Source organism: Micromonospora sp. NBC_00362 (genome assembly GCF_026342155.1).
In the GTDB taxonomy this organism is placed as follows: domain Bacteria; phylum Actinomycetota; class Actinomycetes; order Mycobacteriales; family Micromonosporaceae; genus Micromonospora; species Micromonospora hortensis.
This window is the reverse complement of record NZ_JAPENH010000001.1, coordinates 5,087,549-5,109,082: the sequence shown is the minus strand read 5'-3', so window position 1 is coordinate 5,109,082 and position 21,534 is coordinate 5,087,549. Positions and strand designations below refer to the sequence as shown.

The window sequence follows — 21,534 nt, the reverse complement described above, 5'->3', positions numbered from 1 at the left end:
AATCGAGCGAGCAGATGGGTGAAACCCCTCACCGCTCGGCCGACGCCGGCACCGGCGGGACGCGCGTGACCCAGAGTCACGAGTGGCCCGCCGGTGCCTCGGCGCGTGTGGCCGAGGCACCAGTCAGCACCCGATCCCCGGGCGGCACCGGGCTGGGCGGCGGCGGCGCGCTGCCGCGCAGCCGTAGGTTCGGCGCCGAGCGGGCCTTCCGCGGTCTCACCCTGGCCGCCGGCACCGCCGTTCTGGTCATCATCGCCGCCATCGCGATCTTCCTGGTCGCCAAGGCGGTGCCGGCCCTACGCGCCAACACCGAGAACTTCTGGTCCTACGAGGGCTGGTCCCCCAACGAGACAGAGCCGAAGTTCGGCATCGGTGCGCTCGCCTTCGGCACAGTGCTCAGCTCGGCTCTCGCACTGCTCATCGCTGTGCCGGTGGCGCTCGGCATCGCGCTCTACCTCTCGCACTACGCGCCGCGCCGGTTGGGCACCGCGCTCGGCTTCCTGGTCGACCTGCTGGCCGCCGTACCCAGCGTGGTCTTCGGCCTCTGGGGGCGGGACGTCTTCAGCAGCCCCGTCCGGGACTTCTCGGTCTGGCTGAACCAGCACTTCGGCTGGATCCCGCTCTTCGGCGGCGACGGCCCCTTCGGGGCGTCCGTCATGCTCGGCGCCCTGGTGCTCGCGATCATGGTGCTGCCGATCATCACCTCGCTCTCCCGCGAGGTGTTCCTCCAGACCCCCACCGCGAACGAGGAGGCCGCCCTCGCCCTGGGCGCCACCCGCTGGGAGATGCTCCGCACCGCGGTGCTGCCCTACGGCCGTCCCGGCATCATCGCCGCGATGATGCTCGGCCTCGGCCGGGCGCTCGGCGAGACCATCGCCCTGGCGCTGACCCTCGGCATCACCTTCGGCATCTCGTTCAACCTGATCCAGAACGGCGGCAACACCATCGCCGCCAACATCGCCAATGCGTTCGGCGAGGCGAACGAGACCGGCCGGGGCGCGCTCATCGCCTCCGGTCTGGTGCTGTTCACCATCACGCTGATCGTCAACATCACGGCGCGGGCGATCATCTACCGCCGCCGGGAGTTCACGGAGTCGGCCGCATGACCACAACCGCCACCTCCCACCGCACCCGGCCGCCGGCCCAGCCCAACTCGCTGCGGACCAAACGGCTGCCCTGGTACGCCGCCCCGGCCATCGCCGTAGCGGCCCTGGCGCTCTCCGCCGTGATCGTCTACGGCACCAGCATCGGCGGGCCGGTCCTCGTGGTCGTCCTCGGCGCGATCCTCTACCTGGTCGGGCTCTTCGCCGCCTCCAACGCGGTCGAAGGGCGCCGATCGGCCCGCAACCGCACCTGGAGCGCACTGATCCACTCCGCCTTCGTGCTGGCGGTGCTGCCGCTCGTGTCGGTGGTCTGGACGCTGGTCAGCAAGGGCGCCGACCGACTGGACGTCAACTTCTTCCAGACCTCGATGAACAACATCGGGGCCCGGGACGCCAACGGCGGCGCGTACCACGCGATCGTCGGCACGCTGGAGCAGGTCGGCATCGCCACCCTGATCACCGTCCCGCTCGGCGTTCTCTGCGCGATCTACATCGTCGAGTACGGGCGGGGCAAGTTCGCCTTCGCGATCCGGTTCTTCGTGGACGTGATGACCGGCATCCCGTCGATCGTCTCCGGCCTCTTCGTGCTGGCGTTCTGGGTGCTGATCGTGTCGCCGTGGTTCAACGACGGTCGGCCCAGCTTCTCCGGCTTCGCCGCCGCGCTCGCGTTGAGCGTGCTCATGCTGCCCACCATCGTCCGGTCCACCGAGGAGATGCTCCGCCTCGTACCGGCGCCACTGCGCGAGGGCGCGTACGCGCTCGGCGTACCCAAGTGGAAGACCATCCTGCGGGTGGTGCTGCCGACGGCGCTGCCCGGCATCGTCACCGGCGTCATGCTCGCCATCGCCCGCGCGGCCGGTGAGACCGCGCCGGTGCTGCTGGTCGCCGGCGGTGGCGCCGCGATCAACACCAACCCCTTCGAGAACAACCAGTCGTCGCTGTCCCTCTTCGTCTACCAGCAGGCCGGCGACGCGTCGAAGTACGCCCCGGCACGGGCGTGGACCGCGGCACTGACCCTGGTCGCCCTCGTGCTCATCCTGACGATCGCGGCGAAGCTGCTGGCCCGTCGCAACAGGCTCAGCCGATGAACCCCGGAGGTACCACCATGGCCAAGCGCGTCTCCGCCTCGAACGTCACCGCGTACTACGGCGGCTTCAAGGCAATCGAGAACATCAACCTGACTGTCGAGCCGAAGACGGTCACCGCTCTCATCGGGCCGTCCGGCTGCGGCAAGTCGACGTTCCTGCGGTCGATCAACCGGATGCACGAGGTGCTGCCGGGGGCCCGGGTCGAGGGCAGCCTGACCATCGACGACCAGGACATCTACGACCGGGACGTGGACGTCACAGCGGTCCGGCGCACCATCGGCATGGTCTTCCAGCGGCCGAACCCGTTCCCCACCATGAGCATCTTCGAGAACGTGGTGGCCGGGCTGAAGCTCAACGGGGTCCGCAAGAAGTCGATCCTGGAGGACGCGGCCGAGAAGGCCCTGCGCGCCGCGAACCTGTGGGGCGAGGTCAAGGACCGGCTGGGCAAGCCCGGCGCGGGCCTCTCCGGCGGTCAGCAGCAGCGGCTCTGCATCGCCCGGACCATCGCTGTCGAGCCGCAGGTCGTTCTGATGGACGAGCCGTGCTCCGCCCTGGACCCGATCTCCACGTTGGCGATCGAGGACCTGATGTTCCAGCTCAAGGACAAGTTCACGATCATCATCGTGACGCACAACATGCAGCAGGCCGCCCGGGTGTCGGACCGGACCGCCTTCTTCTCGATCGAGAAGACCGGCGACCCGGGCCGGCTGATCGAGTACGACAACACCCAGAAGATCTTCAGCAACCCGAGCGTGAAGAAGACCGAGGACTACATCACCGGCCGCTTCGGCTGAGCCGACCACGTCCGGTCACCGGCGCCCCGCCTCCCGGCGTGGGCGCCGGTGCCATATCCGCCGCCGACACCGCCCGTGGACCAAGATCGCGCCGATCTTGCAGTTTCGGTTGTCGAGATGGGCGGGATGCCCCTTGTGTCGCGACAGAAAGCGCAAGATCGCGGGGCGGGGGCGGGGGCGGGGGCGGGGGCGGGGCGGGGGCGGGGGCGGGGGCGGGGGCGGGGGCGGGGCGGGGGCGGGGGCGGGGGCGGGGGCGGGGGTGAGGGTGTGGGGGCTCAGCTCAGGACGAAGCGGGGTTCACCGTCCGGGGGCAGGTCGAGGCGCGGGGTGATCGGGCTGGCGGCGTCCCGATCGGCCGCCGCCCGCGCCACCCCGGCCAGGTCGCCGGCCGCGGCCACCTGGGCCAGCGTGACCAGCGTCGGCGGCAGCATGGTCAGTTCGCCGGCCCGAGCGCGGGTCAGGGCGTCCGCCGGGCGGATCCACAGGGTGTGGTCGGCCTCGCCGGAGACGTCGCGGGTCCGCTGGCCCGCCGGCAACAGGGCGATGAAGAAGTACGTGTCGAAGCGGCGCGGCTCGAACTCGGGAGTGATCCACCGGCTCCAGGGCAGCAGCAGGTCCGACCGAACTGTGAGCTGACGGTCGGCGAGCAGCGCCGCGAAGCCCAGCCGGCGCCCCTCCAGGTCCTGCCGAGCAGCCTCCCAGTCGTCGCCGCTGACGTCGCCCACCACTGTCTCCCGGTTCGGGCCGGCGAGTAGTACGCCAGCCTCCTCGAAGACTTCCCGAGCGGCGGCGCAGACCACCGCCTGCGCGGCCTGCGGGGCCACCCCGAGCCGGTCCGCCCACTCGCCCGGCGTCGGGCCAGCCCAGTCCAGGTGCGCCTCCGAGTCGGAGCGGTCCACCCCGCCTCCGGGGAAGGCGTACATCCCGCCGAAGGTCATCGCGGCGACCCGGCGGATGACGTACACCTCGAAGTCGGCGTCGGTCGGACGCAGCAGCAACACGGTGGCCGCGACCCGCGGCGTCGCCGGTGTGCCGCCCTCGGCCTGGAACCGGCGGGCGTGCTCGACCAGGGCGGCCGGGGCGGCGAAGCCGTCACTGTCGATCGTCATGCCGCGAGCCTAGTTCCCGGCAGCGCGACCACCGCCGGGCGCCAGGCGATGAGGGATCATGAAGTTGTTGCCACGACACGCCGTGCCGCCGGGCAACAACTTCATGATCGACGAGGGTGGTCGGGGGGTGGGAGGGGGAGGCAGGGGTTCACCTGGCTCGGCTAGCGTTCCGGCATGACTCGTTGGGGCATCCTGGCCACCGGCCACATCGCCAGCCGTTTCGCCGAAGACCTCCGGCTGGTGCCGGACGCCGAGTTGGTAGCGGTCGGTTCCCGCGCCGCGGAGAGCGCCCGGCGCTTCGCCGACACGTACGGCGCGAAGCGCGCCTACGGCTCCTGGGTGGAGTTGGCCGCCGACCCCGAGGTGGACGCAATCTACGTGGCGACCCCGCATTCCGCGCACTACGAGGCGGCGATGACCTGCCTCACCGCCGGGCGGGCGGTGCTGTTGGAGAAGCCGTTCACCCTCGACCTGGCCACCAGCACCGAGTTGATCGACACTGCCCGCGCCGCCGGGGTCTTCCTGATGGAGGCCATGTGGATGCGGCTGAATCCGACGATCCTGCGGGTGGTCGAGTTGATCGCGGACGGGGCGATCGGCACGGTGACCGGTGTCCGGGCCGACTTCGGGGTGGCCGGGCCGTTCCCGCCGGAGCACCGGATGCGCAACGCGGCGCTGGGCGGGGGCGCCCTGCTCGACCTGGGGATCTACCCGATCAGCCTGGCTCACCTGCTGCTCGGGGTGCCGCAGCACATCCGGTCCTGGGCGCAGCTCGGCCCGGAGGGGACGGACGAGAACACCGGCATGCTGTTCGGCTACGACAGCGGCGCGCTGGCGACCCTGAGCTGCGGCATGGTCGGGTTGAGCGGGCAGACCGCCTCGGTAACGGGCACCACGGGGCGGATCGACCTACCGGAGCCGTTCTTCCGGCCGGGTTCGGTGACGGTGCACCGGGCCGGCGCGGAGCCGGAGACGATCGTCGCCGACGGGGCCGGCAACGGCTACCAGTACGAGGCGATCGAGGTGCAGCGCTGCCTCGCCGCCGGGCTGACCGAGAGCCCGGTGGTGCCGCACGCCACGACCCTCGAGGTGATGACCCTGCTGGACACGGTCCGCGAGCAGATCGGCGTCCGGTACGTCTGAACAGCGGTAGGGCCTCGGTCACGGTCCAACCGTGACCGGGGCCCTACCGAAAACTCAGCCGAAGAGCGGCCGGACCAGCAGATACGTGACGCACGCGATCAGCGCGGAGGCCGGGAACGTGATGATCCAGGCGAGCACGATGTTGCCGGCCACGTTCCAGCGAACGGCGGAGAGCCGCTTGGTCGCGCCCACACCCATGATCGCGGAGGTGATGGTGTGGGTGGTGGAGATCGGCGCCTTCAGAACCAGTGCGTTGAAGTAGAGCACGGCGCTGGCGACGGTCTCGGCGGCGAAGCCCTCCGGCGGCCCCAGGTCGATGATCTTGCGCCCGAGGGTGCGGATGATCCGCCAACCGCCGGCGTACGTGCCGAGGGCCAGCATCGTCGCCGAGGTCCAGAACACCCACCCCGGGATGTGCGTCTTGCTCTCCTGGAAACCACCGGTGTAGAGCGCCAGCACCACGATGCCCATGGTCTTGGCGGCGTCCTGCATGCCGTGACCGACCGACATGGCGGCCGCCGAGGCGGTCTGCGCCCAGCGGAAGCCCCGGTTGAGCTTGCCCGGCTGCCCCTTCCGGAACAGCCACAGGATGGCCAGCATCAGCAGGTAACCGAGGGTGAGGCCGACGATCGGCGACAGGACCATCGGCAGCAGCACCTTCTCGCCGATGTTGACCCACTGCACGATCCCGCCGGCGGACAGCAGGGTCGCGCCGACCAGGCCGCCGAAGAGCGCGTGCGAGGACGACGACGGTAGGCCGAAGTACCAGGTGATGAGGTTCCAGGCGATCGCGCCGAGCACGCCGGCGAAGACCACCCCGAGGCTGCTCACCCCGGTGGGAAGCGTGACCAGGTTGTCGCCGACGGTCTTGGCCACGCCAGCGCCGAAGTGGGCGCCGACGAAGTTGCCGACCGCGGCGAGGCCGAGGGCGATCCGAGGGGTCAGCGCCCGGGTGGAGACGCTTGTCGCGATCGCGTTGGCGGCGTCGTGGAAGCCGTTGGTGTAGTCGAACGCCAGGGCTACCCCGATCACCGCCAGCACGGCGATGAGTTCGGGTGTCACAGTCACAGGTTCAGGACTCCTTGACCGCGATGGTCTCGACGGTGTTGGCCACGTGCTCGAAGGCGTCGCAGGCGGCCTCCAGCTCGTCGGCGACCTCCTTCATCTTCAGCACCGTCAACGCGTCGTACTCACCGGAGAAGAGGCGGACGAGCAGCTGCCGGTTGATCCGGTCGCCCTCGTTCTCCAACCGGTTGCACTCGATCCAGTAGTCCTCGAGATCCTTCATCGACTTGAGCCGGGGCATCGCGTCGGCGGTCAGTTTGGCCTGCTGGTCGAGCACGTTGACCATCTCGTGCAGCTCGCGGGGCAGCGCCGGAAGCTCGGTCAGCCCGTACAGGTAGAGCAGGTCGCCGACCGCTTCGAGGTGGTCCATCACGTCGTCCAGCAGCGAGCCGAGCCGGTAGATGTCCTCCCTGTCGAACGGGGTGATGAAGGTCGAGTTGATCTTCTTGTACAGCTCGTGGGTGATCTGGTCGCTGTCGTGCTCGACCTCGGTGAGCCGCTCGCTGACGGACTGCACGTCCACGCCGGGCAGGGCCAGCTCGTTGAGCAGCGCGGTGCCCCGGACCAGGTTCTGCGCGGCCCTGGTGAAGAGCTCGTAGAAGGCGCCCTCGGTGGGGCGGAAGGAAAACTTCACAGCACAGACCTCGTCGCGTCGGTGGAAGGGTGGCGGCACCCGAGAGCGCCCGCTCGGTGAATGCTAGGAAACGCCAGAACCGCGAATTCGCCGGCCCACCCCTGGCCAGGCACCATTCACCGCTCGTTCACCTGCCGTTCATCTCGGCCGCCCCACCCGCACCCACTCCCCCAGCCAGCAGGCGCTTCCGCTCCCCTGCAACGTCGAAATCGGCAGCCGGATACCCGAGACCGAGCGTGTCGAACGTCTCACGCAGCAGGTGGGCCACCGCCCAGTCCCGGTACCACTTGCGGTCCGCCGGCACCACGAACCAGGGCGCGGCGTCCGTGCCGCACCGGCTCAGGGCCTCGGCGTACGCGGCCTGATAGTCGTCCCAGTGCCCTCGCGAGTCGATGTCGGAGGGGTTGTACTTCCAGTGCTTACGCGGGTCGTTGAGCCGGTCCATCAGGCGCTTGCCCTGCTCGGCGTACGAGATGTGCAGCATCACCTTGATCAGGGTGACGCCACCCTCGATCAGCTCCCGCTCGAACGAGTTGATCTCGTCATAGCGGGCTCGCCAGGTCGTCTCCGGCACCAGCGAGCCGACCCGGGCGATCAACACGTCCTCGTAGTGCGAGCGGTTGAACATCCCCACGTACCCCGGCGGTGGCAGCTCCCGGCGAATCCGCCAGAGGAAGTCGTGCCGCAGCTCCTGGCGGGTCGGCGGCCCGAACGAGCGGATGTGCAGGCCCAGCGGGTTCATCGCGCCGGCCACCCGCTTGATCGTGCCGTCCTTGCCGCCGCAGTCCATGGCCTGGAGCACCAGCAGCACCCGGTGCGCCGGCCGCTCCGACCCGGTCTTGGCCATCGCGAAGAGCATCTCCTGTCGCCGGCCCAACTCCTCGCCGACCAGCTCCACCTGCTCCCGCGCCCAGGTCTTACGGTGCTCGCCACGGCCCGCGGGCTCCGGCAGGCCGGGCATGGACCGCGGATCGATCGCGCCGAGATCCACCGGCGCGGTGACCCGCAGCAGGTCCCGCACGGAACCGCCGTCCGGTGCCACGATCTGCCCTTGCTGGGGTGCGCTCATGCACGGATCATCGCCCACCCTCAGCCGTTTCGCCCGCCGAGGCCCACCTCCGAACCTGGCCCGCTGATCGGCACCGACCGACCTGCGCCGATGGCAGGCACCGGTCCACCGAGCCGTTTCGGGGCTGCCGGCGGGCCCACTCGGCGAGAGGATGTAGGCCGGAACGCCGACCGGAAGGGGTGGAGGTCGTGCGGGAGTTGGCGACGGAGTTCGAGGCCGAGCGGGGCCGGCTGCTCGCGGTGGCCCACCGGATGCTGGGCAGCCGCAGTGAGGCGGAGGACGCGGTGCAGGAGACCTGGCTGCGCTACGCCGGGGCGCTGGCCGATCCGGCGGCCCGCGCCGAGATCCGGGACCTGTCCGCGTGGCTGACCACCGCCTGCGCTCGAATCTGCCTGGACGTGCTCCGCTCGGCCCGGGTCCGCCGGGAGGCGTACCCGGGGCAGTGGCTGCCGGAGCCGGTGGTGAGCCCGTCGGGCGGCCGGTCGCCGGCCGACGGCTACGCGCCCGACCCGGCGGAGCGGGCGGTGCGCACCGACGAGGTCGGCACGGCGCTGCTGGTGGTGCTGGAGCGGCTCGCGCCGGAGCAACGGGTCGCCCTCGTGCTGCACGACGTGTTCGCGCTGCCGTTCGCCCGGGTCGCTGGGGTGCTCGGCACCACCGAGGTGGCGGCCCGGCAGCTCGCCTCCCGGGCCCGGCGGGCGGTCACCGCGCCGGACGTACCCCGGCACACCGCCGACCCGGCCGAGCAACGCCGGGCGCTCAAGGCGTTCGTCGCCGCCACCGAGTCCGGCGAGTTGGACCAACTGCTCCAGGTGCTCGCGCCGGACGTGGTCTTCGTCGGCGACTCGGGCGGGCACTTCCCGGCCGCCCGCTGGCCGGTGCTCGGCGCGGACTCCGTGGCTCGCCTCACGCTCGGCCTGTTCGGCCGAACCGGCCGCTACACCGACCGGGTGCTGGCTCGGCCCGTGCTCGTCGACGGCATTCTCGGCCTACATCTGGAGACGACGCACAGCGACGGGCGACCGATCCGCCTGGTCACCGCGTTCGCTGTCGACCAGGGCCGGATCACCGCCATCTACAACCAGCTCAACCCCGAGAAGCTGACCGACCTGCCGCCGCTGAACGCCGACGACGGTTGGCCTCCACGCTGGTGAGCCGGCCCGACCGGGCGTGCGGCCTCAGACCACCAGAGCCAACCACTTGCGGTACGCGGTGGCGAACGGCTCGGTGCCGTCGCCCAGGGCCCCCAACAGCCGCTGCGCCGCGGCCTCGGCCTCGGCCACCACGTCGTCCGGGTAGCCGAACCGGGCCCGGTGCTCGGCGAACTCGTCCTCGTCGAGCAGCTCCACCAGGCCGGTGGCCCGACGCCGGACGACGTCCAGGTCCAGGTCGATCAGGTGGACCGTGTCGTCGGACTCCCAGCGGGCCGGGGTCGTGATGTCGCAGTAGACCTCGCTGGTGCGGGGCGGGGGGTTGAACATGGCCGTCCACCAGGCGCGGTGTGGCACCAACAGCACGAACGGGATCTTCTCCACCGAGGGCCGACCGTGGTAGACCGACTCGGTGCCCTCTGGCACGCCGAGCCAGACGCCGAGATCGTCCTCGGTGAGCCGGCGGGCCGGGTAGTCGCGGTGGGCGCTGCCGTCGTACTTGCGGTAGATCACACGGACCATGTCGCTCGGCATGATTCGCACCCTAACCGATACAGCCCAACGCGTCGTAGCGCGGCCGTAACCGGACGGGGTCGGCCGCAACGCCCGCTCCGGTCGGCATCGCGCCACGCGGCGGATGGGCGCTGTCGGTGTCGGCGGCGCCGGGTACCGTCGCACGGTGACTCCGCCCCGCACCGCCACCGGTTCCGCCACCCCGTCGGCCCGTGCCAAGGGCCGGCGGCGGGGTGCCCGGCCCAGTGGCACCGAGCTGCTGGCGGCGGCGGTCGGCGCGGTGCCCGGCGGCGCGGAGCGCCCCGGCCAGCTGCAGATGACCACGGCGATCGAGGAGTGCGTGGCCGGCGGCGAGCATCTGCTCGTGCAGGCGGGCACCGGCACCGGCAAGTCGCTGGCCTACCTCGCGCCGGCGCTCACCGTGGACGGCCCGGTGGTGGTCTCCACTGCCACCCTGGCGTTGCAGTCCCAGCTGGTCGACCACGACCTGCCCCGGCTCGCCGACGCGGTCGAGCCGGTGCTCGGCCGTCGGCCCACCTTCGCCGTGCTCAAGGGCCGCCACCACTACCTCTGCCTCGCCCGACTGGACAACTCCACCGAGGAGGAGCCGGAGGACACCCTCTTCGACGCCCCCGCGTCGCGCCCCGGCGGCGGAACGAAGTGGCTCGGTGAGGCGGGCCGGCTTGGCAAGCAGGTCGAGCGGCTGCGCGACTGGGCCGAGAAGACCGCCACCGGCGACCGGGACGAACTGGACCCGGGCGTCGAAGACCAGGCCTGGCGGCTGGTGTCGATGCCGGCCCGCGAGTGCGTCGGCGCGGCCCGTTGCCCGTTCGGGCAGGAGTGCTTCGCCGAGGCGTCGCGGGCCCGCGCCCGGGAGGCCGACATCGTGGTGACCAACCACAGCCTGCTCGCTGTCGACATGCTCGCCGACCGGCACATCGTGCCGCCGCACAAGCTGCTCATCGTCGACGAGGCGCACGAGCTGGCCGACCGCGTTTCCTCCGCCGCCCAGGCGGAGCTGGTGCCGGAGCTGATCGACCGGACCACCCGGCGGGCCCGTACGCTGCTGCGCCCGGAGACCGCCGAAGCGCTCACCGCCGCCGGCGACGCCCTGGCGGTCGGGCTGGCCGAGGCGCCGGCCGGGCGGATCACCGCGGGGCTGCCGACGCCACTGCGGGAGGCGTGCACGCTACTCGACGCGGCGACCCGCTCAGCCCTGGACGCGATCGGCGACATCAAGTCCGACGACCCTGACCCGGTCCGCAAGCAGCAGGCCAAGGCCGCCCTGGACGAACTCTCCACCACCGCGCAGCGGCTACTGGAGGAGGGCGACCACGACGTGGCCTGGGTGGAGAAGAACGACAGCGGCAACCGCCGGGCACTGGTGGTCGCCCCGCTGTCGGTGGCCGGCACCCTCGCCACCCACCTGTACGACGAACGCACAGTAGTGGCCACGTCGGCGACCCTGGCGCTGGGCGGCCGGTTCGACACTGTCGCCCGCGCCCTCGGGCTGGACGCGCCGCCGCCCGCCCCGCCGACCCCCGCCGCGGCCGCACTGGCCGCCCGCACCGGTCCCGGCCGGCCGGCTGCCGAGGCGCCGGGCCGTCGCCTCGCCGGCGACGTCACACCGAACGCCGTCGTCCCGGCCACCGAGGGCCCCGGGTGGCGGTCACTCGACGTCGGTTCGCCGTTCGACTACGCCCGGCAGGGCATCCTGTACGTCGCCGCGCACCTCCCCCGCCCCAGTGTCTCCGGGCTGCCCGAGGCTGCCGGGGAGGAGTTGCTCGGGCTGGTCGAGGCGCTCGGTGGTCGTACTCTCGGGCTGTTCTCCTCCCGGCGGGCCGCGCAGCAGGCGGCGGAGCTGTTGCGCGCGCGGACCGACCTGCCGGTGTTGCTCCAGGGGGAGGAGTCGCTGCCGCTGTTGGTGCGTCGCTTCCGCGAGGAGCGCGCCAGCTGTCTGTTCGGGGTGATGTCGCTCTGGCAGGGGGTGGATGTGCCGGGCGACGCCTGCCAGCTCGTCGTCATCGACCGGCTGCCCTTCCCCCGTCCGGACGAGCCGTTGGCGGCGGCCCGCGCGGCTGCGGTGGACGCGGGCGGCGGCTCCGGCTTCGCGGCGGTCAGCGTGCCGATCGCCGCGGTGCGGCTGGCCCAGGGTGTGGGACGGCTGATCCGGGCGACCGGTGACCGGGGTGTGGTGGCGGTGCTCGACTCTCGGCTGGAGACGGCCCGAGGCTACGGGCCGTTCCTGCGCCGCTCGCTGCCGCCTTTCTGGTACACGACCCGTCCCGAGGTGGCCCGCGGCGCCTTGGAACGCCTGGCCAAGTCCTGACCCGCGCGCCGCTTGGGCAGGCCACGATCGCGCTACGACGAGGAAAGAGTGGTCTCCCGCTGGCGGGAGGCCACTCTTTCCATGATCCTGCGTGATCTGGCGGGACGCGCGGGTCTAGGGAGCCTGGGAGGCGACGACCACGGCGTCGGGCGGGGTGTCCGGCACCCTGCGGGCGGCAAGCCGGCGGACCGCCGTGTTCAGCACCGCGATGAGCGGCACGGAGACCAGCGCGCCGGTGATTCCGGCGAGCACGACACCGGCGGCGATACCGATGATCACCGCGAGCGGGTGCAGTGCCACCGCCCGGCCCATGATCAGCGGTTGGAGCACGTGCCCCTCGACCTGCTGGACGCCGATCACCACACCGAGAATGATCAACGCGGTGACCGGGCCGCTGTCGACGAGTGCCACCAGCACCGCCACGCCACCGGAGAGCGCCGCACCGACGATCGGGATGAACGCGCCAAGGAAGACCAGCGCGGCCAGCGGGAAGGCGAACGGGATGTCGAAGATGACCAGGAAGATGCCGATGCCGACCGCGTCGATGAAGGCGACCAGCACTGTCGCGCGAACGTAGGCGACGAGTGTCTGCCAGGAGGCGCGGCCGGCGTCGTCGACCTTCCAGCGGGCGGCCACCGGCAGCAACCGGACCAGGAATCGCCAGATCCGGTTGCCGTCGCGCAGGAAGAAGAACGTCGCGAAGAGCACCAGCAGCGTGCCGGTCAACACCTCGGCCAGCGTCGCGGCGGTGCTCAACGCGCCGCTGGTGAACCTTGAGGTGTTGTTGTTGATCCAGCCCTGCGCCTCGTCGATGTAGCGGTCGAGTTGCCCGTCGGAGAGGTGCAGCGGGCCTGTCTTCAGCCAGTTCTGGATCTGCCGGACGCCCTCCGAGGACTTCTCGCTCAGCTCCGGTACGCCACGAATGAACTCGTTGACCACCAGCGTCAGCGTGCCGATCACTGCGGCCAGGCCGCCGACCAGCACCACCGCCGTCGCCAGCGACCGGGGGAACCGGGCCCGCAGCAGCCAGCCCACCGCCGGGGCGAGCAGCGCGGAGAGCAGCAGCGCGATGGCCAGCGGAATGATCACGATCTTGACCGTGCCGACGATCCGCAGCAGCGCCCAGGCCACCACGCCGATCACGATCAGTCGCCAACACCACGCGGCGGCGATCCGCAGCCCGTGCGGAACGTCGGCGTCGTCCCGGCTGGAGGTGGAGCTGTGCAGGTCCACCGGGGGCTCCGCGCCGTAGACGGTGGCGCTCGACGGCGCGGTCGGCCCCGGCACCGTCGGCGACGCCACCCGGGCCGCCTCCGACGCGTCGCTCAACGCGTCACTGGAGACGCCCTCATCGGCGCGCGCCGACTCCTGTCGTGACTGGTAGGCGCGGCGAAGCCGCCCGCGTACCCGCTCGAAGCGGCTCAAGCGCACCTCCTGGCAGAAAACCCGGCCCGCCGACGGCGACAGGTCGGACAGCATACGTCCGTTCCCGACACCGTAGGGCGGTTCCGCCACACAATGCCCCGACCACCTCCGGCGTAACCACCGGCCGGCCACCGTCGGCCACACGGTAGCGTCTGCGACGTGACCGCCGACAACGATCTCGACGCCGGCCTGCCGATCCGCCTGCTGCACGACCGTGTGCTGGTGCGGATGGAGGGCAGCGAGGGCGAACGCCGCTCCACCGCTGGCATCGTCATTCCGGCGACCGCGGCGGTCGGCAAGCGCCTCGCCTGGGCCACAGCGGTCGGGGTGGGGCCGAACGTCCGCGCCATCGTCTCCGGCGACCGGGTGCTCTTCGACCCGGACGAGCGCTCCGAGGTCGAGCTGCACGGCCGCGGTTACGTGCTGCTGCGGGAGCGGGACGTGCACGCCGTGGCCGCCGAGCGGATCGAGAACGACTCGACCGGCCTCTACCTCTGACGCACCTCCCCCGGCCCTCAGGCCCTGTCGCGCACCGTTTGCCCGGCCGCACGACGGGAAGCCATCCGGCGACCGTGGCCCTGGGGAGGGACGATGCCGGTATTCGTGAAGAAGCTGTTGACCTGGGGCAGTGTCGCGTTCCTGATCTACTTCATGGCCTTTCGGCCGGACGGTGCCGCGCAGATGTTCCGGGCGATCGGGGCCGCGCTGATCGCGATGTTCCAGGGCCTCGGTGACTTCCTCACCTCGCTGCTGGCCTGAGCCGCACTGCTGGCCTGAGCCGCGCTGCTGGCCTGAGCCGCGCTGCTGGCCTGCCGTCAGCGGTCAGCCGCCAGGCCGGGGGCCGCAGCTGTCAGGGGTGCGTCGGCGGCCAGGGCGACGCCGGGCGCAGGCCGGGCCAACCGGGCGGGGCGTACCCCACCGGAGCCGGGGCCGGAGCCAGCACCACGGGGATCGGCACCACCGGCTCGTCCGGCGCGTCCACCGCGCGCTGGGTGCCGTCCGGGAAGCGCAGGTGGTAGCGGCTGCCGTCCCAGACCCCCGCCGGGGCCTGCGGGTCCCGACCCACGAAGAACGACCGGTATTCGGTGATCGCGTCCAGCAGCTCCCGCTCCTCCCGGGCGGTCCGCTCCTGGTCGGCGGGTTTGCGGTCCAGGCCGCGCAGCGCCCCGTCGCGCAGCAGGGCCAGCCGGGTCGCCGCGGACTGGTAACCCCGCATCGCCCGCACCCCGGCGTCGCCGGCCACCCGCCGCGCCCAACTGCGGGCGGCGTGCCGCCGGCCGAGACCGCTCAGGGCGGCCACCTCGGGCGGGCTGAGCCAGCCGGCGCGTACGTAGTCGGGTAGGACCCGCTCGGTGAGCCGCCCCTCCCAGGCGCGCAGCCACAGCGCCAGCCCCACGGTGCCGAAGAAGACCGGCACCATGAGGCCCAGGAAGCCGTACAGCATGATCATGGTCTCGCCGGTGGCCTGGGTCAGCGTGGGCAGCAGGTTCCACGTGCCGTGCAACATCATCGCCAGCAGCAGGCCGGCGATCGGGGCGAGCACCCGGATGCGCCGGTCGGCCGTCCGGGAGGCGATACCCAACCCCACACCGGTCATCGCTGTGAAAAGGGGATGGGCGAACCCGAACAGCAGGATCCGCAGGATGAAGATCGCGATGACCTGCTGGATGCCGGTGGCCGGGCCGTACCGGTCGGCGCCGGACGCGTACCCCAGACCGCCCAGGTAGAGGATGTTCTCCACCATCGCGAAGCCGACCGCGGCGAGCCCGCAGTAGACCAGGCCGTCGGTGATCCCCGACCACTCGCGGCGGCGGAACACCAGCAACAGGATCGGGCCCAGCGCCTTGGTCAGCTCTTCGATGAACGGCGCCACCAGCACTCCGGTGAGCGCGGACGGCAGGCCCCAGTCGGCGAAGCGGTTGGCCGCGAAGTCGTTCACAGTGAGCGAGGCGGCGGTGGAGACGAACGCCCCCCAGGCGAAGCAGAAGATCAGATACTTGAGCGGCTCCGGTTCGTACCGGTCCAGCCAGAGGAAGCAGCCCACCAGCACCGGCACCGGCAGGATGGCGGCGACCACCCCGATCAACAGGGCCTGCACACCGAGCGACTGGCCGAGCGTGAAGACCATGAAGACCGCGCACGCCGCGATCAACAGCACCACCCCGGCCAGCACCAGGAACCGCCGCCAGCCCAGTCGGCGCAGCGGCATCCGGGGCGTCTCACCCATGGGCGGGACGGCGGGCGCAGGCGCGGCGGCGGGCGACGGCGGCAGCGGTGAACCGGGCGGGGTGTCGGCCATGCGGTCAGCGTAGCCATCCGCCGCCGGCTGGTTCGGTCGCATCGGTAGCCGCTATGCTGCCGGCAGGTCACGAGTGCCAGCGTTCAGCCCCGGCTTGCTGGCCGGCAACCCTCGTCGAGTTCGCGGTGGGGTGCCCCGGGTGATGACCGGGCCCAGCCCGATCGGTGTGCTGGGCAAGCGCGGACCCCGTCCCGATGTCGCACCCGGGGTCCCTGACCCCGGAGGTTCCGGCGTGTCCGTCACTCTCGTCCCCTCGCTGCCCAGCCTGCCCACGGTGCCGTCGGCGCCGTCCGCGCCGCTCGACGTCCTCGGCGTGCCCGGCCAGATCAACCTGGACTACGCGGCCAGTGCGCCGTGCGCGCGGGCCGCCGCCGACGCGGTGGCCGAGCTGCTTCCCTGGTACGCCAGCGTGCATCGCGGAGCGGGAGCGCTGTCGCGGCGCTGCACCCTCGCGTACGAGCAGGCGAGGCAGACGATCGGCGACTTCTTCGGCGCTCGCGCCGACGATCATGTGATCTTCACCCGCAACACCACTGACGCGCTCAACCTGCTGGCGCGGGCCGTGCCGGCCGGCACCACCGTGGTCACGAATGCCTCCGAACACCATGCCAACCTGCTGCCCTGGCCGCGCGGGTCGGTGCGGCTGCCGGTGCCCAGCGACCCCGACGGGGCGGTACGCGATCTCGCCGCCGCCCTCACCGAGCTGCGCCGGGGCAGCAGCCCGGCGTTGCCGGTGCTGGTCGCGGTGACCGGTGCGAGCAACGTGACAGGTGAGCGGTGGCCGGTCGCCGAACTGGCGCGGGTGGCCCACCGGCACGGCGCCCGGATCGTCCTCGACGCCGCGCAGCTCGCCCCGCACGCCCCGGTCGACCTGCTCGCGCTCGACGTCGACTACCTTGCCGTGTCCGGCCACAAGCTGTACGCGCCGTTCGGCGCGGGCGTGCTGATCGGTCGGGCCGACTGGCTGGACGCCGCGCCGCCCTACCTGGCCGGCGGTGGCGCCACCAGCCACGTCGGGCCGGCCACCCACGACGTGACCTGGTCGACCGGCCCGGCCCGACACGAGGGCGGCACCCCGAACCTGCTCGGAGCGGTCGCGCTGGCGGCGGTGTGCAAGGCGCTCGACGAGGCGGACCAGGGCGCGCTGGCCGCCCAGGAGCAGGGCCTGCTGACCCGGCTACGGACCGGCCTCGCCGCCCTGCCGCACGTCGTCGAGCTGCGCACCTTCGGCCCGGACGCGCCCCGGGTCGGCATCGTCTCGTTCGTGGTCGCCGGCTGGGACTCCACCGAGGTGGCCACCCGGCTCGCCGCCGAGCACCACATCGGCGTACGGGACGGGTTGTTCTGTGCCCACCCGCTGGCCCGGCGTCTGCTCGGCGAGGCGGCGGGGCGTACCGGCCGGCGGGACCTGCCGCCCACCGCGCTGCGGGCCAGCATCGGGCTGGGCAGCACGGCCGCCGAGGTGGACCGCCTGCTCGCGGCGCTGGCCGAGCTGGGCTGACGCCCGACCGGCGGTTGCCAGCGCTCAGCCGACCGGCGGGGCGGTGGGTGGCTTCGGCGCCTCGCCGGGCTCGGCGGGTTCACCGACCGGGCGCTCCTGCTCTCCGAAGGCGGTGCGGATCCACCGGTTCGCCTCCTCCTGCTCGATCCCGGAGGCGACCAGCAGGTCGCTCGCGGTGGTGCGGATCTGGGCGATCACGACGCTGCCGGAGAAGCCCACCCCGGCGCCGTACGCCCGGCCGGCCTCGCTGACCGCCCGCAGCGACCGCTCCCGGGCCTTCTCCGGCTCCTCACCGGCGGCGAACTCGTGCTTGAGCAGCCGGACCGCCTCGGCGAGGTGGCCGATCGCGTCCGGCATCGGATCGGGCACCGGTTCCTCGTCCTCGACCAGCGTGACGGACCGGCGGATCAGCGTGCCGCTGTTGCGCATCGCCCTGTCGATCGGGTCGGCCGCCTCGGCGTAGTGGGTCAGTTCGTCGCGGCGGTGCCAGCGGGCCGGAGAGAGGGTGGCGGTCTCCTTCGCCCCCTCGATCGCCTCGCCCAACGTGGCCAGCTCCTCCTTGTTGTTGCGCAGCCTCTCCAGTGCGCCCTGGATGGTGGCGCGATTCCGGTTGCGCAGCCCGTCGGCGGTGGCGTCGAGTTGGGCGGCGAGCAGGTCCAGGGCGGGGCGGGCCGCCCGGTTGATCACGCGGAGTGGGTTCAGTGGCAGCAGCACCGCCGTGACCAGCAGCGCGATCCCACCGCCGAGGAACGCGTCGACGAAGCGGGGGATCTCCAGGTTCTGGGTCGACGGGCTCAGCGTCACGATCAGCACGGCCGTGGCCGCCGCCTGGATGACGATGGCCACGCTCGCTCCGGCGAAGATGGTGAGCAGGATCGCCACTGTGACCACCAGGCCGAGCTGCCACGCCCCGGTGCCGAGCAGGTAGATCAGGAGGTCGCCGACGGCCACCCCGACCCCCACACCGACGATCAGCTCCACCGTCCGGCGGAACCGCTGACCGACCGACGCGGCCAGGGTGCCGACCGCGGAGATCGGCGCGAAGACCGGTTGCGGGTTGCCGAGCACCTTGTGCGAGATCAGGTACGCCAGCCCGGCGGCCAGCCCGGCCTGTACGGCGAGTCCGCCGGCCATCCGTACCCGGTGCAACCGGTCGTGCAGGGTGGCCCGACCGCGGTGGCGCAGTTGTTCGGTGGCCTCGGCGATTCGCGCGCCGTCGATGTCCACCAAACCGTCGCGCAGCGCGGTACGTCGCACCATCGGCTGTCGCTTGTCCCGGGCCACGGCCATGGGCGCGACTACCCGTGGTGGGCCCGCTGAACCCTCCCTTCCCGCGCGGCGGGGGCCGATGCGGGAGACTCGGGCGGTGGTTGATCTGTTGGACCGGTGGCGGGCGGCGGCCCGGGGTGCCGGCGCGAGGCCCGACCCGGATACGACAAGGGCCGGGGAGCAGTTGACCGTCCGGTGGCGAGAGCCGCACCGGCACTACCACACGCTGGCCCACCTGACGGCTGTGCTCGATGTGGTGGACCAGCACGCCGACCTGGCCATTCGGGCCGACGCGGTCCGGCTGGCGGCCTGGTTCCACGACGCTGTCTACGACCCCCGGGCCGCCGGCGACGCCAACGAACGTGACAGCGCCGAACTGGCCGAGAGCGTGCTCACCGGGCTCGGAGTGCCGGCGCCCACGGTGGCCGAGGTGCGCCGGCTCGTGCTGCTTACCGCCGGGCACACGGTGACGCCGAACGACCGGGATGGCGCGCTGCTCTGCGACGCGGACCTGGCCGTTCTGGCCGCGCCGCCGGCCCGCTACGACCGTTACGCGGCGGCGATCCGCCACGAGTACGCCCACGTGCCGGAGCCGGCCTTCCGGGCTGGGCGGGCCGCCGTGTTGACCGGCCTGCTGTCGCTGCCCGCGCTGTTCCGGTCGCCACCGCTGGTGAGCCGGTGGGAAGAGCCCGCCCGGGACAATGTGCGCCGCGAGCTGGCCACCCTCACCGGGGCGCCGGAGAACGCGGGTTGACCAGGTGCTTCGGCCGACGCAGGTCGGCGGCGCGGAGCAACCGGACCAGCTCCCGGCTCGGCACCACCTGGGCGCCGAGCCACACCGCCGCCGCGAACCGATCCGCCGGGATGTCGTAGTGGTCCCGGTCGAAGCCGCGCCGGGGCGCGCCGAGCGCCTCGGCGAAGGCGTGCAGCTCGGCGTACGAGACGTCACTGATCAGGTGCGACCAGAGCCGACCGCGCCACGGCCAGGCCGGCCGGTCCAGGTAGAGCATGGTGCCCAAGTTATCCCGCCCAGTCGATCATGTTGATGATCGCCGGTCGGCGACCTAGCCTCGGCTGCATGGCCCCCACCGCGCTCCTCGACGACCTGCGCGCCGCGCTCGGTGACGACGCCGTGCTCACCGACCCGGACCTGCTGCGCATGCACCAGCGGGACGAGGCCGACCTGTGCGCCGCCGGCGTCCCGCTGGTGGTGACCCGTCCGCGCGACACCGAGCAGGTGGTCGCCGTGATCCAGGCGGCGGCGCGGCACGGCGTACCGGTGGTGCCGCAGGGCGCGCGGACCGGGCTGGCCGGCGCGGCGAACGCTGTGGACGGCGCCGTGGTGCTCAGCACCGTCGCGATGAACGAGATCCGGGAGATCGACCCGGTGAGCCGGATCGCCGTGGTCCAGCCCGGGGTGGTCAACGCGGCGCTGGCCGGGGCGGTGGCGAAACAGGGCCTCTGGTACCCGCCGGACCCCGGCTCCTGGCAGTCGTCCACGATCGGCGGCAACGTGGCCACGAACGCCGGCGGCATGTGCTGTGTGAAGTACGGGGTGACCACCGAGTACGTGCTCGGCCTGGAGGTGGTGCTCGCCTCCGGTGAGGTGCTGCGCACCGGCCGGCGTACGGCCAAGGGGGTGGCCGGCTACGACCTGACCCGGTTGTTCGTCGGTTCGGAGGGCACCCTCGGCGTGATCACCGAGGTGACAGTGGCGCTGCGGCCCGCCCCGGCCGACTCACTGACCCTGGTGGCGGTCTTCCCCTCCACCGCCACGGCCGGCGCGGCGGTGGCCGAGATCGCGGCTCGCGGGCTCACTCCCAGCCTGCTGGAGTTGCTGGACCAGACCCACCTGCGGGCGATCGAGGCGTACCAGCCGATGGGTCTGCGGACCGACGCGCAGGCCCTGTTGCTGGCCGCCGCCGACACCGGTTCCCGGGCGGCGGACGACCTGGCCGTGCTGGCCGAGGTGTGCGAGGCCGTTGGCGCCGACGAGGTCTACGCGGCCACCGACGCGGTGGAGGCGGCGGCGCTGCTCCAGGCTCGTCGGCTGGCCCACCCGGCGATGGAGAAGTTCGCGGCGGACGCCTACCCGGGCGGCAACGGCGGTCTGGTGATCGACGACGTGGCGGTGCCGCGCGGCGCGCTCGCCGCGCTCCTGGACGGGGTCGCCCGGATCGCTGTCGAGTGTGCGGTGCCGATCGGCGTGGTGGGGCACGCCGGGGACGGCAACATGCACCCGAACATCGTTGTCGACCGGGCCGACCCGGCGAGCGTGGAGCGGGGCCGGCGGGCCTTCGACGAGATCATGCGGCTCGGCCTGGACCTGGGCGGCACGTGCACCGGCGAGCACGGGGTGGGGCTGCTCAAGCGGGACTGGCTGGCCCGGGAGATCGGGCCGGTCGGTGTCCGTGTGCATCAGGCGATCAAGTCGGCGCTCGACCCGGCCGGCCTGCTCAACCCGGGCAAGGTGCTCTGACCGGCTACGGTCAGCCCTTGACCTCGGCCGGGGTCGCCTGGGTGAGCAGCAGCAGGATCTCCCCGGCGACCGGCGTGAGCTCCTCACCCGGGCAGTCCTGCGAGGTGATCAGCCCGGCCGAGGTGATGAGGCTGGACGTCAGCGCGTCGATGCAGGTGGTCCTGTATCGCCGGGCCTGATCGGTCTCGTCGGCCAGCGCCGGGTTGGCGAGCAGCACCTGCAGCCGTTCGGTCAGCTCCGGTGCGAGGGTGCCCCGGGAGGTCACGCCGTCGCCGGCGCAGTCGACGCACTGCCACGCGCCGTTCCGCTCGACGCTCAGGGTGCGCATCGGCCCGTCTTCGCCGAGCCGCTGGAGCAGGCTGACCTGACCGGCGGCGACAGTGGTGGGGATCTCCAGCTGCGATCCGCCACCTGCGGGGCCGGCGGTCGGTTGCGCCACCGGGGTGCTCGGCTTGTCTCCGTCGAAAAGGGAGCACCCGGTCAGGGCGCCGACGAGCGCGACGACGAGCAGGGGTACGAGCAGACGAGGGCGCGCGCGGGGTAGCACGCGCGGAAACCTACCC

General features: G+C 72.3%; 21 protein-coding genes and 1 riboswitch. Of the genes, 11 read left to right on the top strand and 10 right to left on the bottom strand.

All coding sequences use genetic code 11. The features are described 5' to 3' along the window. Positions 1–14 precede the first annotated feature (14 nt). From pstC to pstB, 3 genes are read left to right on the top strand one after another with little or no spacing between them, the layout of a single operon-like run. On the top strand, positions 15–1,106 hold the full coding sequence (gene pstC / locus OG992_RS23515) for a phosphate ABC transporter permease subunit PstC (protein ID WP_238683102.1): 1,092 nt from the start codon (positions 15–17) through the stop codon (positions 1,104–1,106). After that, positions 1,103–2,191 (top strand): phosphate ABC transporter permease PstA, encoded by a 1,089-nt coding sequence (gene pstA / locus OG992_RS23510; RefSeq protein WP_266304325.1) that lies wholly within the window; start codon positions 1,103–1,105, stop codon positions 2,189–2,191. The genes pstC and pstA overlap by 4 nt, the downstream gene beginning before the upstream one ends. 17 nt (positions 2,192–2,208) lie before the next feature. Beyond that, a complete protein-coding gene (pstB, locus tag OG992_RS23505) occupies positions 2,209–2,985 on the top strand; it encodes a phosphate ABC transporter ATP-binding protein PstB (protein WP_112584183.1) in 777 nt (258 codons plus the stop codon). 275 nt (positions 2,986–3,260) lie between these two features. On the opposite strand, the gene OG992_RS23500 is transcribed toward pstB, so the two are convergent. Next, positions 3,261–4,094, bottom strand: a complete 834-nt coding sequence (locus tag OG992_RS23500) for an NUDIX domain-containing protein (protein WP_266304324.1) — start codon at positions 4,092–4,094, stop codon at positions 3,261–3,263. Positions 4,095–4,268: 174 nt separating this feature from the next. On the opposite strand from OG992_RS23500, the gene OG992_RS23495 reads away from it, so the two are divergent. Further along, positions 4,269–5,237 carry a Gfo/Idh/MocA family protein gene (locus OG992_RS23495; RefSeq protein WP_266304323.1) on the top strand — a complete coding sequence of 323 codons (969 nt, stop codon included), beginning with the start codon at positions 4,269–4,271 and terminating at the stop codon, positions 5,235–5,237. A gap of 54 nt (positions 5,238–5,291) precedes the next feature. On the opposite strand, the gene OG992_RS23490 is transcribed toward OG992_RS23495, so the two are convergent. The 3 genes from OG992_RS23490 to OG992_RS23480 all read right to left on the bottom strand — a co-directional run bounded on the left by OG992_RS23490 (position 5,292) and on the right by OG992_RS23480 (position 8,005). Continuing rightward, on the bottom strand, positions 5,292–6,299 hold the full coding sequence (locus OG992_RS23490) for an inorganic phosphate transporter (protein ID WP_238683145.1): 1,008 nt from the start codon (positions 6,297–6,299) through the stop codon (positions 5,292–5,294). A 10-nt stretch (positions 6,300–6,309) separates the two neighbouring features. Next, the gene (locus OG992_RS23485) at positions 6,310–6,936 is read right to left on the bottom strand and encodes a DUF47 domain-containing protein (RefSeq protein WP_030327784.1); all 627 of its coding nucleotides are present in this window, start codon (positions 6,934–6,936) and stop codon (positions 6,310–6,312) included. Between the two features lie 127 nt (positions 6,937–7,063). Continuing rightward, the gene (locus OG992_RS23480; RefSeq protein WP_266304322.1) at positions 7,064–8,005 is read right to left on the bottom strand and encodes a PPK2 family polyphosphate kinase; all 942 of its coding nucleotides are present in this window, start codon (positions 8,003–8,005) and stop codon (positions 7,064–7,066) included. A gap of 188 nt (positions 8,006–8,193) precedes the next feature. Here OG992_RS23480 and sigJ point away from each other — a divergent pair, with 188 nt between their 5' ends. Continuing rightward, on the top strand, positions 8,194–9,159 hold the full coding sequence (gene sigJ, locus OG992_RS23475; RefSeq protein WP_266304321.1) for an RNA polymerase sigma factor SigJ: 966 nt from the start codon (positions 8,194–8,196) through the stop codon (positions 9,157–9,159). A 24-nt stretch (positions 9,160–9,183) separates the two neighbouring features. On the opposite strand, the gene OG992_RS23470 is transcribed toward sigJ, so the two are convergent. Next, a complete protein-coding gene (locus tag OG992_RS23470) occupies positions 9,184–9,690 on the bottom strand; it encodes a DUF402 domain-containing protein (RefSeq protein ID WP_266304320.1) in 507 nt (168 codons plus the stop codon). A gap of 103 nt (positions 9,691–9,793) precedes the next feature. On the opposite strand from OG992_RS23470, the gene OG992_RS23465 reads away from it, so the two are divergent. After that, entirely contained in the window at positions 9,794–11,998 is a 2,205-nt protein-coding gene (locus tag OG992_RS23465; RefSeq protein WP_238683095.1) for an ATP-dependent DNA helicase, read from the top strand. Positions 11,999–12,112: 114 nt separating this feature from the next. Here OG992_RS23465 and OG992_RS23460 read toward each other — a convergent pair whose 3' ends face one another. Continuing rightward, on the bottom strand, positions 12,113–13,477 hold the full coding sequence (locus OG992_RS23460; RefSeq protein ID WP_238683094.1) for an AI-2E family transporter: 1,365 nt from the start codon (positions 13,475–13,477) through the stop codon (positions 12,113–12,115). Between the two features lie 105 nt (positions 13,478–13,582). Between OG992_RS23460 and OG992_RS23455 the strand changes: the two genes are divergently transcribed. Together OG992_RS23455 and OG992_RS23450 are read left to right on the top strand one after the other, a co-directional pair. Then, complete coding sequence (locus OG992_RS23455) at positions 13,583–13,921, top strand: co-chaperone GroES (protein WP_091402887.1); 339 nt, start codon at positions 13,583–13,585, stop codon at positions 13,919–13,921. Positions 13,922–14,014: 93 nt separating this feature from the next. Next, complete coding sequence (locus OG992_RS23450; RefSeq protein WP_167457715.1) at positions 14,015–14,182, top strand: hypothetical protein; 168 nt, start codon at positions 14,015–14,017, stop codon at positions 14,180–14,182. Positions 14,183–14,273: 91 nt separating this feature from the next. On the opposite strand, the gene OG992_RS23445 is transcribed toward OG992_RS23450, so the two are convergent. Next, positions 14,274–15,764: a PrsW family intramembrane metalloprotease gene (locus OG992_RS23445; RefSeq protein ID WP_238683093.1), complete on the bottom strand. Its 1,491-nt coding sequence runs from the start codon at positions 15,762–15,764 to the stop codon at positions 14,274–14,276. 23 nt (positions 15,765–15,787) lie between these two features. Beyond that, a riboswitch (SAM riboswitch) is annotated at positions 15,788–15,908 on the top strand. A 70-nt stretch (positions 15,909–15,978) separates the two neighbouring features. Here OG992_RS23445 and OG992_RS23440 point away from each other — a divergent pair. Beyond that, positions 15,979–17,223, top strand: a complete 1,245-nt coding sequence (locus OG992_RS23440) for an aminotransferase class V-fold PLP-dependent enzyme (protein ID WP_266305262.1) — start codon at positions 15,979–15,981, stop codon at positions 17,221–17,223. Positions 17,224–17,247: 24 nt separating this feature from the next. Here the strand turns inward: OG992_RS23440 and OG992_RS23435 are convergent, their stop codons facing one another. Beyond that, a complete protein-coding gene (locus OG992_RS23435; protein WP_266304319.1) occupies positions 17,248–18,483 on the bottom strand; it encodes an aromatic acid exporter family protein in 1,236 nt (411 codons plus the stop codon). Positions 18,484–18,589: 106 nt separating this feature from the next. On the opposite strand from OG992_RS23435, the gene OG992_RS23430 reads away from it, so the two are divergent. After that, on the top strand, positions 18,590–19,246 hold the full coding sequence (locus OG992_RS23430) for a metal-dependent phosphohydrolase (RefSeq protein WP_238683091.1): 657 nt from the start codon (positions 18,590–18,592) through the stop codon (positions 19,244–19,246). Here the strand turns inward: OG992_RS23430 and OG992_RS23425 are convergent. Next, positions 19,218–19,502, bottom strand: coding sequence for a DUF4031 domain-containing protein (locus OG992_RS23425; protein ID WP_112674123.1), 285 nt, complete (start codon positions 19,500–19,502; stop codon positions 19,218–19,220). The genes OG992_RS23430 and OG992_RS23425 overlap by 29 nt on opposite strands. Positions 19,503–19,570: 68 nt before the next feature. Between OG992_RS23425 and OG992_RS23420 the strand changes: the two genes are divergently transcribed. Then, positions 19,571–20,971 (top strand): FAD-binding oxidoreductase, encoded by a 1,401-nt coding sequence (locus OG992_RS23420; protein ID WP_238683090.1) that lies wholly within the window; start codon positions 19,571–19,573, stop codon positions 20,969–20,971. A 10-nt stretch (positions 20,972–20,981) separates the two neighbouring features. On the opposite strand, the gene OG992_RS23415 is transcribed toward OG992_RS23420, so the two are convergent. Beyond that, positions 20,982–21,518 (bottom strand): hypothetical protein, encoded by a 537-nt coding sequence (locus OG992_RS23415; RefSeq protein ID WP_238683089.1) that lies wholly within the window; start codon positions 21,516–21,518, stop codon positions 20,982–20,984. Between the last annotated feature and the right edge of the window lie 16 nt (positions 21,519–21,534).